The sequence below is a fragment of the Psychroserpens sp. XS_ASV72 genome (genome assembly GCF_041224425.1).
Taxonomy (GTDB): Bacteria; Bacteroidota; Bacteroidia; order Flavobacteriales; family Flavobacteriaceae; genus Psychroserpens.
Map to the genome: position 1 here is coordinate 1 of NZ_JBGFGL010000066.1, position 12,319 is coordinate 12,319.

Below are 12,319 nucleotides of genomic sequence, written 5' to 3' on the forward strand. Positions count from 1 at the left end.
CCTTTGGCTATTCGAAGCTTTTACTACCCACAACTGCGTATATGCCACATGGTTTTAAATTTACCCAACAATTTATTCAGGTAATAAATTTTGTGTAAATTTCTGAAAAACAAACAACGTGGCATATACGTCTACGTTGTAAAACATTTGAATGAAAACCTGGACAACCAAAGATTTACTTTACAAAACGTTTGAATTTAGAGGAATGGTTCCGAATTCGAATGAATGGAATGAAAGTTCTCTAAAATATAATCAGCCAAGATTAATTCGATTTAAGAGACTAAATTCATTATTAAAAGCATTTGACTTAACTCGAACAGAAAAACAAAAAAATAGTCTTTGGACAATATTAAGCGGAAAGAAAAAAGTTAAGGAAAGTGAAATGACAAAAAATGAAATTGAACCTTTCTTGCGTGGAGACTTTATCCATAAAAGAGAATCTGCTGAATATCCAAGAATTCAAGAGTTGATTGAAAAAGAAAAATCGTTTGATTCAGATACTTTCGAACAAAGAGATATTTATTCATTCTATCATCATTTAATGAAATATAGAATCGAAATTGATAAAGTTCTTAGACATAATAGTGGAGTTTTAGAAGCAAGTAGTCTAGGATTTAGGTCAGCGATTTCACTCACATCTGAATTAAATAATGACTTATATAAAAAAGTAGAGCAAATTGATGAAATGCTATTTGAAATCATCAACCCGAAAAACCTAACATTTGGAGAAGATATTCTAATCAAACAATATGGATTTCCAAAAGAGGATTTGGATGCTATTGATATGGACAATTATTAAAAAACGTTTTACAACAACGTGTATAGTTAATGCGGCAGATGGTTAAGAAGAAGATTTCTTCTTACTTTTAATCCAAAAAACAAAACTGAAAAAGCACAGACAGCTCACTGTCGCGCTTTTTCCCGAACGGAATTTTCGCCAGTCACAAACTGGCTCACCCAAACGCAAAAGCGCTCGGCTGAAATTCCGCACAAACCATACACGAACACGTTGTGCGTCAGCTAAAAAACGATACTACTGAATTCAGATTATCAAACAATACTAGCAAGATAACTATGATGGATGAAACTTTTCAGGGACAACTTCGAGCATTTCTAAAAAACAACTATTCCATTGACTTGGCGACAAGCAGACGATTTTGGAATTTAGGTCAATTCCAAACTTTCCCGAAATAGACCTGACTTGTTTTTTTCTGAATATGGACTTCAAAGCTGTTCTGACAGGCAAATCAGGTTTTTGTAACATATATGAAATGAAGACTAAATATTTGGTTTTAAGCTCAAAATCAAATGCTATTGTTTGCTTCCTTTCGATTTTCAACAACGCTGAATCGACAGTTGGTGGTGGCAAAAAACTTTTAGGGCTTATCTCATAAAGAAAATTTAAATCATAGAAAGTATGATAAAGAACAGTCAATGGGTTGTAAATCTTATTTGAAAACAGTTTTTGTGCAGGCTCTGACTGTAGGACAATTGAGCCTCCCATAAAATTTTCTACATTTTCAAACATCAGATTTTTAAAAATTTCAGACGTAATCCCATAAGGTATATTCGACACCACCCTAAAAGGATATTTCGGAACCCTAAAATTTTTAAAATCACACCCAATAACTTGGACGTTTTGAGCATTAGCAAATTTTTTTCTCAAATTCTGAGTTAAATCAGCATCGTTTTCTATTGCAATAACTTTTTGGACATTTCGTAATAGGTGAACAGTGAGAAATCCCTTTCCTGCCCCAATATCTAAGACCGTATCTTGATTATTTATATTTGCTTGTTTTATCGCATCTTTTATTAGCACCTTATCAATAGTAAAGTGCTGACCCGTGAAACGAACGGGCAATTTCTTTTTTGTCATTATTTGCTTCTTACAGGTGAATACTTGAATTCAAATCGCGGAGAAGTGAATAGACAGTATTACCTGACATAGCAACTATGACAACGCCACGCCTTCAATAAAAAGACGAAACATAGAACATATAGAATGCGAGTCTATACCTAAAAGATTATTGGAAATTTATTCAGGACTGTCTATCACTTAGATAGAAGCCCAAGGTCTACTATAGTACATAATGCAAAAATCGAATTGTTTGAGTGCGAAAATATTAACTTTGCTTCGAATAACAAAGAATAAATTGAAAGAAAAGAAAGCCGAACGCACAACATTGTATAAGCGTAATGCGGGTTAAATGGCTAATATTGAGCATTTTTCTTCCTAAGAAACTTTGTGGGATGCGGAAAGTGAATCGCTCCGAAATCCCGCACTACGCTTATACTTGACCGTTGTAAACAATTATCAAGACGAATGATATTCACAGAAAAAACAAAAGGAAATGAGTTGTACGTCTATATGAATGGAACGTTGATTTATAAAAAGTGGTTGGAAACTGGACAATCGAAAGTTTTTGATGTGATGGCTTACGATAAATACACTTTGAAATCAATTAAAAAAGGGGAATAATTTGACTGAATATAATTTAGAATATTTGAATTCTCTAATAGAGAATAAGGTAGAAGAAAGCCTTAATCTTGAATACAAATCTTCAGGAGCTTTAGGTAAACAAAATAATAAAACAACCGAAATATCTAAAGATGTAAGTTCCCTTGCAAATTCAGATGGTGGAGTTATTATTTATGGAATTGCAGAGGATGAAAACAATCATCTTCCAAAAGAAATTGACCCAATTGACCTTAAGCAATTCTCTAACGAATGGCTGGAGCAAATAATTGAAAGTAAAATTCGACCTAGATTGGCAGATTTTAAAATATATCCAATCAATATTGACTCAAACAAAGTTGTCTACGTTGTCGAAGTCAAAAAGAGTAATACAGCTCATCAAGCTGAGGATAAAAGATATTATAAACGATTTAACTTCCAATCAACTGCAATGTATGATTATGAAGTTAGGGATATTATGAACAGGAGTAAAAACCCTGTAATTTCTTTAGATTTTAAATTTAAAAATCAACACAAGGAAATAATTATATATGCAATAAATTCAGGTTCCGTTTATGCCAAATATGTAAATGTAAAATTTAGAATTCCCAAAAAGATTTGTGAGGAAAAATATTTTAATTCATTCAACCACGAAATTTTTGAGATTAACACTGACAATACAATAAGAGACGTACTAGATGTTCAAATTTTAGGAATGGGAAACGTTAGTGAGAAATACGGACCTTCTAGGTATGAGCCAATATTACCAAAACAAAGATTTAAGTTAACAGAAATAAAATTGACTAACTACCCTTTCGATTATGAAAATATATTAGAATGGGAAATATTTTGCGATAATTCTGAACCAATAAAAGGAGAAGTAAGATTCGCTGATTTATTAAATAAATAACTGTTTACAACAATGGCTATAAGTAATTGCTTGTTCTCGCCTATTTCTGAAAATCCTCGCGGATTTTCAGCTTGGTGTGTACTTGCAAAATTACGTACTAATCCACGCAACTACTCATAGCCGAGACCGTTGTGCACAATTAAAAATCATTCAACGCAGAAATGACCGAAAAACTAAAGAAGAAGAAGAAAATTCAAGAGCTGAATAAAGCTCTGAAACTCTCGACTAAAATTGTACCGTTTATAATCGGAATTTTTGCTTCCCTTTTGGGCGTAATAACGACTTACCAAGAGATAAGTAAAAAAGGAGAAACTCAAAATATCGGAACTCAAATAGAGAATTTAGATGATATCTCTAAAGATTTGAAAAACCTACAAACGTTTGTTGAAAGTCAAAAGAAAAAATTAGCGTCTGAAAACGAAGCATTAGAAAATTTACGGAAAGAAAAAGAAAACTTAAAACCTCTGGTTGAAGCTGATAAGAAAATATTAGAAGCTGTATTTTTGGAGCAAGAAAAACGCCAACAAAAAGAAGTTTGGTATGAAAGAGCTTTTGGATTTTTTATTGGAATATTTAGCTCATTAATTGCCTCTTTGCTATTCATTTGGATAGATAGAAAGAGAAAATCAAAAGTTGAAATAGATTCTGAATAAAAAACGAAACAAAAATAACTGTGCACAACACCGTGTAAAGTTCATTGCTCGAAATTTTTCCATCGGAAAAATTCTCGCATTATTTAACTATATTTAATTCAGGAATCAATTCGTTAGCCTAGCCTCTCGCTTTTTTTCCAACGGAATTTTCGCCAGTCACAGACTGGCTCACCCAAACGCAAAGCGCTCGGCTGAAATTCCGCAACAAACCTTACACGAACACGTTGTGCCCAATTTCGTTGATGAGAGATATTGAAAAATTAATAAGAGAAATTATACCTCCACCAACTCGAGAGGAACGAGAAGGCTTTACTAATGACAAAATAATTTCTGGACTTAATGAAGAAGAATTTTTGGCAGTTGAAAAAAGACTAATTCAGGAATTGGATAAAAATGATGATCTTTTGATTGCACAAACTTTAGCAGAAATGAAATCCGAAAATGCACTGCCTGTTCTTTCAAAACGTCTTAATGAAAAAGATTCTCATTTTGAAAAAATCACTTGGGCTGCACTAATAAATGATTTGAAAAATGGAGATTCCGAAATGGAACAAATAGCTTTTGAGGAATTTGAAAAACTTGAATTCATTTATGCTGTTCAAGGTTCAATTTTTATGGAATTAATAAAGTTCAAAAGCCCAAGAATAAATAAACGGATTGAAAAATTTATTGATCACAAATACGACCTAGTTGCTATACATGCAAAAAAGGCTCTGAATGATAATGCACATGCAGATTCATTCTATAACAATGAATCCAAAAAATGGTGGAATTTTGGAAATAAATAAACTGGGCACAACAACGCGTATAGTTTATACTACCATTGTGTTTAAGTAGAAGAATTATTCCTACAATTTGTATATTTAACTAATCGGAAAATTGGCAAGTCAGAGCCTTGCTGTTTTCCTCCAACGGATTTTTCGCCGCAAGCGGCTCATCCGAAGCTAAAACAGCTTCGGCTCAATCCGTACAAACCATACACGAACACGTTGTGCACAATTGTAGAAAATGAAAGACCAATTAGCTTTTGAAATTAAATCAAGAGATGGATTTAATAATCTACAAAGTGGAATTTCCAAAAGCCAACGACATTATATTGATTTTTTAGTTTCAGGAAAATCTCTTGGTGAAATTCTAGGAGCGGAAAAACTTGACCTAATTGGAAATTTTGGTTGGACTGAAAGCTATGAATATGAGAATGAACAAGTAAGCGAGTTTTTGAAAGAGAAAAAACCAACTCTCGAAACCGATAGGAATATGTTTTATGTATGCCCAGAATGTGGAGGAATCAGCTGTGGAGCATTGACTGGAAAAATTAGCGAAACCGAAAACGAAATCATTTGGAGTGATTTTGCATACGAAAACAACTATGAGGACTATGATTTGACCGAATACAAAAACATTGGACCATTCATATTTGATAAAAAGCAATATCATAAAAAAATGAACGAATTGATAAAGTAGATTGAAAATCAACTGTGCACAACAACGTGTATGGTCAATACTACCGAATTTTTCCAGCGGAAAAATTCTCGCTTTAATTAACTATATTTATTTCATGAAACAGTTCGTTAGCTCAGCCTCTCGCTCTTTTCCAACGGAATTTTCGCCAGGCAAGCTGGCTCATCCGAAACGCGAAGCGTTCGGCTGAATTCCGTACAAACCATACACGAACACGTTGTACCCAATTATTTGAAATCACAAAAAACATATAATTTACAAATCACAAAATCTCCAGACTCTAAAATTTTCAGTCAGGTTGCTGATTTCATAATTGAAAAGCTAAATGGTAAAATAACCGAACAAGTTGATGGGATTGAACAAAAATACTGGGATTTCAAAATTGATAAGATTCTAATTACTCTGCATTCAGAACATTATCTAGGAATAAGTGTGTATGGTCAAGAATCTGAGCAAGTTGAATACTTACTTGAACGGATAAATTCTGAACTAAATTTGATCAAATGAACAGAAAATTAATCTCAATATTTTTACTTGCATTAGTTCTTCATTCTTGTGATCCATTTTATAATGCTAAAATTATTAATAAATCGAACAAACCATTAAAAGTTATATTTGAGTATGATAAAGAAGTAATAAAAAAGAATATCAAACGTAAAATTAGTTTTACACCTGAAGTTGTTTACAACAATGAGAATACAAGAACTTCTTTTGAAATTGATACGATTAACTTCATTGTAACTGCAAATGTCCAAACCAAAGACACATTAGATTTAGAAATGGGAATAGGTACTCAACCAGATTTTAGAAATATTCAAATGATAAAAATTTATGGGACTGACACCATATATTTAAAGAATAACGAAAAAATGATAAAAGCATTTACGGAAAAGGGAAAGTACCATTATGAGTTAATAGTAAAATAACTGGGTACAACAACGTGTATAGTATATTGCTTCGAATTTTTCCATCGGAAAAATTCTCACTTTAATTAACTATATTTATTTCAGGAAACATTTCGTTGGCTCAGCCTCTCGCTTTTGTTTCCAAACGCGGAATTTTCGCCAGTCAAGCTGGCTCATCCAAGCGCAAAAGCGCTCGGCTGAAATCCCGCAACATACCATACACGAACACGTTGTACGTAATTTCAGTAATCGTAGATTATGAGAAAATTGACAAATCGGATTTTGATAATTTCAAGTGGAATTTTGATTTTGACAATCGGAATTTCATTCTTTCTCTACAGCTACAGTAAACAGAAGAGATTTGTTTGTGGAACAGAAACACCTGAATTTTATTGTGGAACTGTTTCGCCCGAATTGACCGAAAGCGGACTAATTGGAAAACAGATTTTTAATACAAATTGTGCAGCTTGTCATAAACTGAACATGAATATTACTGGACCAGCATTAGCGAAAACGGACTCTACTTTACTCTGGAATTGGATGACGTTAAATAATCAAAAAATTGATAGTTCTAAATTCAACGAATTGGGAATTGACTACCATAGAAATCTATGGTCGAAATCAATTAACTCGACTGAATTAAATGGACTTTACGAATTTATAAATGCGGAATAAACTACGTACAACAACGTGTATAGTTTATACTACCGAATTTTTCCAGCGGAAAAATTCTCACTTTAAATAACTATATTTATTTCAGGAATCAATTCGTAAGCTCAGCCTTACGCTTTTTTCCAACGGAATTTTCGCCAGACAAGCTGGCTCATCCAAACGCAAGCGTTCGGCTGAATTCCGTACAAACCATACACGAACACGTTGTACGCAAGCTGAAAAAAAGCCAACCCACGTTCAAGCACATTTGGTTTTTCCCAACGCTCAAAGCCAACGCTGAAAAACCAAAAGAGCTTTCACTTCCCCACCACCACCCGAAAATATTTTGATTTTTTACACAGTTTTTTGAGATATAAATGTAAATTAGTGGACTGAAAACAACGTCAGAAATGAACCGAATTAAGGAAGTGTTGGAAGAAAAAGGAATTAAGCAAACTTGGTTGGCAGAAAAACTCGGCAAAAGCTACAATATGGTAAATGCTTACGCTCAAAACAGACAACAACCAAGATTAGAAACGCTAATGGAGATTGCGGAAATTTTAGATGTTGACGTGAAAGAATTGATAATATCTAACAAAGAGAAAAATTAATGGCAACGGAGAAAGAACTACTTACTGAAATAGAGGCACTCAAAAAGAAATTGGAAGTTGCCAACAACCGAATTAAAACCGAGAAATACGGAATTACTTGGTTGGATGTGCCAGAAGCATTTGAAGAAGAAAGCGAAAACCAACTACCTATTTTAACAGAGGTAAAAGAAAAAGCGATAAAAAATGATGATGGAAAACCAACTCATATCTTGATTGAAGGCGACAATTATCATTCGCTTACTTGCCTTAATTATACGCACAAAGGAAAGATTGACTTAATCTATATTGACCCACCTTACAACACAGGAAAGGACGGTTTTACATACAAAGACAAGAGAATAATTGACAAATTTCCTGATGGGACAACAGTCCCAAAAGACTCGCCATTGCGTCATAGTTATTGGCTTTCTTTTATGCACAAAAGATTAGATTTAGCAAAAGACCTTCTCAAAGACACAGGAAAAATAGTAATAAGCATTGACGACAATGAAGTAGCCAATCTTGTTTTGCTTTGTGCTAAAGTATTTGGAAGTTACAACCAAGTAGCCGTTTTACCCACAATAATGAATTTAAAGGGTAATCAAGATGAGTTTGCATTTGCAGGTACTCACGAATACACAGTAGTTTTTGCAAAAGATATATCAAAATGCAAATTCAATCAATTCGATTTGGATGATTCTGAATTAGAAAAATGGGATGAAGATGATATTGGTCACTTTAAAAAAGGTGCACCAATGAGAGCGACAGGAGAAGAGGATAAAAGAGAAGATAGAGCAGAAATGTTTTATCCTATTTTTATTCAAAATGAAGAAGCGTTTACATTAACAAAACAGGAGCATTCAAAACTTTACGATAAAGAAACTAAAACATTTGATGATGATTTTTTAAAAAAGGTCATATCAAAATATGAAAAAGAAGGATTTGAAACGGTTTTGCCATTTTCAGGAAGTGAATATGGTAGATGGCGTTGGGGATTTTCAGAAAAGAATCGAAGACGATTAAAAACAGATGTAATTGTCAGTCGTACTAAAAACGGTATTTCGCTTTACAAAAAACAAAGACCTGATTTAAACGAGCTACCCACAAAAAAACCAAAATCCCTCTTTTATAAACCAGAATATTCAAGTGGTAACGGAACAGCACAATTAAAAAACATTTTAGGTTACAAGGCTTTCAAAAATCCGAAACCAATTGATTTAATCATTGATTTAATTCAATTAACCACAGAAAGAAAATCAACTGTTTTGGACTTCTTTGCAGGTTCAGGTACGACACTGCACGCTTGTTTAGAACTTAATAAACAAGGGCATACTATCCAAAATATTATTTGTACAAATGATGAAGGGAATATTTGTACAGAAGTTACTTATCCACGAAGCAAAAAAGTAATTGAAGGATATACCGATTTGAAGAAAAATAAAATAGAAGCACTTGGAAACTCATTAAAATTCTACAAAACAGATTTTGTTGGTTCTAACAATATTCTTTCAGCTACTGATGAAGATAAGTCTTCTTTAGCCCACAAAGCAGGTTATTTGCTTTCGATTGCTGAAAACACATTGGAAGAAATTGAATTGAGTGGTTGTTACCAGCTTTTTGAAAATGACAAAAAAGTAACTGCCATTTATTTCAAAGAGGAATTGACCGAAATGGAATCATTTTTAGAAAAAGTGGAAAATATAGAAAAACCAATCTCTTTATATCTTTTTAGTTGGGGAAATAGAAGTGAATTTGAAGCCTTGTTCGACCATTTGGAACACATTACAATCAAAACCATTCCACAACCCATTTTGGAGATTTACAAGAAGATTTACAATATAGTTACCGTATGAGCAGATTTAGTCCATTAGACTTTCAAAAGAAAGCCATAGATAAATTAGTTTCCACTTTTACCAATTTGTGGGGAAATGCAGAACCACAAAGGTTGTTAGCATTTAAATCACCAACAGGAAGTGGTAAAACTTTTATGGTTGCCAATTTTGTGCATAGCCTAAATGGTATGCCAACTTGGGATTATGATAAAGCCTTTATTTGGATTACGTTTTCAGAGGACTTGGCAATGCAGAGCAAAGACAAGTTCCAAGAATATTTTGACACAAATCTTGAAAATGGATTGCTTACAGTTAATGATTTCAAACAAGGTAAACTTCACAAAAACGATATACTGTTTATCAATTGGCAAAAATTAGTTGCTTCTAAAAAAGAAAACCGACTTTTAAGACGGCCAGATGAAGAAGAATTTTTAAAAGAGCAAGGTTTCTACTTTGAGGACTTAATAGAAAACACTCATAAGGAAGGCAGAGAATTTGTTCTAATCATTGATGAGAGCCATAAAAACAGAGATACAGATTTAGCTCAAGAAATTATAGATATAATTAATCCAAAAGTCATTCTAAACGTTTCGGCAACGCCCAAAAATATTCCAGGAATTGACGAAATTGAAGATGGAACAGCAGGTTATGTTGGAGTTAAACGAGAAGAAGTAGTTGAAGAAGGATTAATCAAAGAAAAAATTGCAGTTCAAACCGAAGAAGATTTAGCAAAATATCCAAATAAGGATTTAGACGAATTGCTTTTGGATTTAGCTATTGAACGTCAAAAAGAACTCAAAGAAGAATACAAAACATTAGGAAAAGACATAAATCCTTTGGTTTTAATCCAATTACCAAATGACGATAGTCGTTTAAAAGATGCAGGACAAAAAACCAAAGAAGAAATAGTTTTAGACTATTTACAGAAAAAGAAAATAGACATTGACCGAAAGGTGGCTTTGTGGTTTGATGGCAAACAGAAAAATATGGACTTCATTACCCACAACGAAAGCGATGTTGACTTTATGCTATTTAAACAAGCCGCAGGAACAGGTTGGGATTGTCCGAGAGCACATATTTTGGTAATGTTCAGAGAAATAAATTCGGCCTCTTTTTATGTTCAAACCATTGGTCGGATTTTGCGAATGGCAGAACCAAACCAGAAAGACGATTACAAAAACAATCCGAATTTAAGAACAGGATATTTGTACACGAACTACAAACGTAATGATGTAGAAATTCCTGACCAAGGCAATAAAAACAAACCATTTATCTATACTTCTAAACGAAAAGAAGATTTAGATAACATTGAAGGACTTTATTCTGATTTCGTGTCTCGTGTTGATTATGGCGATTTAGGTCACGCAGTAAAATTTCAAATGAGTTTTTTGAAATCATTTAATAGCTATTTTGATTTTGAAGAAAAAGACCACCCAATTACTCAAAGAGAAAAAATTCAAGCAAAAGGAATTGAAATCAATCCAACACTTACAAATAAATTAATTGTTGATGCTGAATTTACGGACTACGACAAAATCAATTTAGACTTTGCCAAAAAAGGACACGAAGAGGATTATGAGATTTCAAGAAATGACGTTGAGAAATTATTTAATTGGTACTGCTTTCAGCTACTTTCAGAACAAACAGAAACAGAGGCAAAAGTTTCAAACGTTTCTCGTTCTTGGTCGCCTTTAAAATCGGCATTTAGAGTTTGGTTTAAAAGCATTTTTGACCAAGACAGCAATTTGTATTACAGAATTTTAATAAATGATTTAAACAAGGAGCAATCAAGCATTTTTAGACAGGCTTTGACTAAAACCTTGAAAGATTATTATCCAGTAAAGAAAGAATATTTAGAAAAACGTAAAAAGGATATAGAAAAAAGAGAAGCACCACTTTTTGAAATAAAAGAAGAATACACATTTACAGAAGATTATGCAGAATTAACCAAAGATGAAGGAACTTCTGAATTGAGTGCAATTCAACCGTTTTATTTGAAAAAAGAATACAAAGGACGAGATAATGAATTGAGATTTTTAAAATACCTTGAACAGAAAAAAGACAAGTTAGATTGGTGGTTTAAAAATGGAGATTCAGGTAAAGAATTTTACTGTTTAAAATATTATAACACAGCCAAAAAAGAAGAAGCACTCTTCTACCCTGATTGGATTTTGAAATTTAAAGATGGTAGAATTGGAATTTTTGACACGAAAAGCGGAAATACTGCTCAAAACCCTGAAGGACGAGCTGAAGGACTTGCGAACAAACTGAAAGAATTAAATTCTGACGGTGGAAATTATGTAGGCGGACTTGTAGTATTGGAGAATAACCAATGGTATTATTTTAATAACGAAAAGTACTTGTTGGAACCAACTGTAAGCGGAGTTGAGGAACCACAAGCGGAATACGGAGTGAAATTTGACTACGATTACACACCAGGAAAACTGACTGAAAATTGGAAACCATTTAATGAACTGTTTGAATAATGCCAACGCATAAAGCCATACACATTCGCAATTCGCAACAGCCAACGCTGCAACCAAAAATTGCAAAAGAGTATGTCTTTGCCAACGCTGAAAACCAAGCTGAATGAAAAAAAGCCAGCGTACAACAACGTATATAAAAAATAGCGGTTTAATCGCTTAATCGAAACAAAATGAATAAATTAGAGGTCAGTTATAATCCGAAAAGTTAGTGCATAAAAACCGCTACTTTTCATATACAAGACCGTTGTAGGCAATAAACCAGTCTTCTGGTCTTCCCAGAGGGTTTCGGAACCCAATAATGGTCAGGACATCACTTAAAAATCCCCATGAGGGAATCTGGACACAGTCAGATTCCTCCTTGACAAGATTACCGATT

13 protein-coding genes are annotated in these 12,319 nt (G+C 33.3%); 12 read left to right on the forward strand and 1 reads right to left on the reverse strand.

What is annotated here, in order from left to right:
- Window positions 1-151: 151 nt before the first annotated feature.
- Window positions 152-799 carry a hypothetical protein gene (locus AB9K26_RS01030; protein WP_369970676.1) on the forward strand — a complete coding sequence of 216 codons (648 nt, stop codon included), beginning with the start codon at window positions 152-154 and terminating at the stop codon, window positions 797-799.
- Between the two features lie 273 nt (window positions 800-1,072).
- Here AB9K26_RS01030 and erm read toward each other — a convergent pair whose 3' ends face one another.
- Complete coding sequence (gene erm, locus AB9K26_RS01035) at window positions 1,073-1,876, reverse strand: 23S ribosomal RNA methyltransferase Erm (RefSeq protein ID WP_369970677.1); 804 nt, start codon at window positions 1,874-1,876, stop codon at window positions 1,073-1,075.
- A 447-nt stretch (window positions 1,877-2,323) separates the two neighbouring features.
- Between erm and AB9K26_RS01040 the strand changes: the two genes are divergently transcribed.
- The 11 genes from AB9K26_RS01040 to AB9K26_RS01090 all read left to right on the forward strand — a co-directional run bounded on the left by AB9K26_RS01040 (window position 2,324) and on the right by AB9K26_RS01090 (window position 11,943).
- Complete coding sequence (locus AB9K26_RS01040; protein ID WP_369970678.1) at window positions 2,324-2,479, forward strand: hypothetical protein; 156 nt, start codon at window positions 2,324-2,326, stop codon at window positions 2,477-2,479.
- Between the two features lies 1 nt (window position 2,480).
- A complete protein-coding gene (locus AB9K26_RS01045; protein WP_369970679.1) occupies window positions 2,481-3,365 on the forward strand; it encodes a helix-turn-helix domain-containing protein in 885 nt (294 codons plus the stop codon).
- A 161-nt stretch (window positions 3,366-3,526) separates the two neighbouring features.
- On the forward strand, window positions 3,527-4,018 hold the full coding sequence (locus AB9K26_RS01050; protein WP_369970680.1) for a hypothetical protein: 492 nt from the start codon (window positions 3,527-3,529) through the stop codon (window positions 4,016-4,018).
- A 242-nt stretch (window positions 4,019-4,260) separates the two neighbouring features.
- A complete protein-coding gene (locus AB9K26_RS01055) occupies window positions 4,261-4,806 on the forward strand; it encodes a hypothetical protein (RefSeq protein WP_369970681.1) in 546 nt (181 codons plus the stop codon).
- Window positions 4,807-5,026: 220 nt separating this feature from the next.
- Window positions 5,027-5,482, forward strand: coding sequence for a hypothetical protein (locus tag AB9K26_RS01060; protein WP_369970682.1), 456 nt, complete (start codon window positions 5,027-5,029; stop codon window positions 5,480-5,482).
- Between the two features lie 228 nt (window positions 5,483-5,710).
- Entirely contained in the window at window positions 5,711-5,986 is a 276-nt protein-coding gene (locus tag AB9K26_RS01065; protein WP_369970683.1) for a DUF3630 family protein, read from the forward strand.
- Entirely contained in the window at window positions 5,983-6,405 is a 423-nt protein-coding gene (locus AB9K26_RS01070) for a hypothetical protein (RefSeq protein WP_369970684.1), read from the forward strand. Before AB9K26_RS01065 ends, AB9K26_RS01070 begins: the two co-directional genes overlap by 4 nt.
- A gap of 237 nt (window positions 6,406-6,642) precedes the next feature.
- Window positions 6,643-7,059: a c-type cytochrome gene (locus AB9K26_RS01075; protein ID WP_369970685.1), complete on the forward strand. Its 417-nt coding sequence runs from the start codon at window positions 6,643-6,645 to the stop codon at window positions 7,057-7,059.
- A gap of 386 nt (window positions 7,060-7,445) precedes the next feature.
- Complete coding sequence (locus AB9K26_RS01080; protein WP_092210163.1) at window positions 7,446-7,646, forward strand: helix-turn-helix domain-containing protein; 201 nt, start codon at window positions 7,446-7,448, stop codon at window positions 7,644-7,646.
- Window positions 7,646-9,478 carry a site-specific DNA-methyltransferase gene (locus AB9K26_RS01085; RefSeq protein WP_369970686.1) on the forward strand — a complete coding sequence of 611 codons (1,833 nt, stop codon included), beginning with the start codon at window positions 7,646-7,648 and terminating at the stop codon, window positions 9,476-9,478. The genes AB9K26_RS01080 and AB9K26_RS01085 overlap by 1 nt, the downstream gene beginning before the upstream one ends.
- Window positions 9,475-11,943, forward strand: coding sequence for a DEAD/DEAH box helicase (locus tag AB9K26_RS01090; RefSeq protein WP_369970687.1), 2,469 nt, complete (start codon window positions 9,475-9,477; stop codon window positions 11,941-11,943). The genes AB9K26_RS01085 and AB9K26_RS01090 overlap by 4 nt, the downstream gene beginning before the upstream one ends.
- Window positions 11,944-12,319 lie beyond the last annotated feature (376 nt).

Coding starts and splice junctions, on each gene's coding strand:
- AB9K26_RS01030 (WP_369970676.1), top strand. CDS start 152: ATGAAAACCTGGACAACCAAAGATTTACTTTACAAAACGTTTGAATTT.
- AB9K26_RS01090 (WP_369970687.1), top strand. CDS start 9,475: ATGAGCAGATTTAGTCCATTAGACTTTCAAAAGAAAGCCATAGATAAA.
- AB9K26_RS01070 (WP_369970684.1), top strand. CDS start 5,983: ATGAACAGAAAATTAATCTCAATATTTTTACTTGCATTAGTTCTTCAT.
- AB9K26_RS01055 (WP_369970681.1), top strand. CDS start 4,261: ATGAGAGATATTGAAAAATTAATAAGAGAAATTATACCTCCACCAACT.
- AB9K26_RS01040 (WP_369970678.1), top strand. CDS start 2,324: ATGATATTCACAGAAAAAACAAAAGGAAATGAGTTGTACGTCTATATG.
- AB9K26_RS01075 (WP_369970685.1), top strand. CDS start 6,643: ATGAGAAAATTGACAAATCGGATTTTGATAATTTCAAGTGGAATTTTG.
- erm (WP_369970677.1), bottom strand. CDS start 1,876: ATGACAAAAAAGAAATTGCCCGTTCGTTTCACGGGTCAGCACTTTACT.
- AB9K26_RS01080 (WP_092210163.1), top strand. CDS start 7,446: ATGAACCGAATTAAGGAAGTGTTGGAAGAAAAAGGAATTAAGCAAACT.
- AB9K26_RS01060 (WP_369970682.1), top strand. CDS start 5,027: ATGAAAGACCAATTAGCTTTTGAAATTAAATCAAGAGATGGATTTAAT.
- AB9K26_RS01050 (WP_369970680.1), top strand. CDS start 3,527: ATGACCGAAAAACTAAAGAAGAAGAAGAAAATTCAAGAGCTGAATAAA.
- AB9K26_RS01085 (WP_369970686.1), top strand. CDS start 7,646: ATGGCAACGGAGAAAGAACTACTTACTGAAATAGAGGCACTCAAAAAG.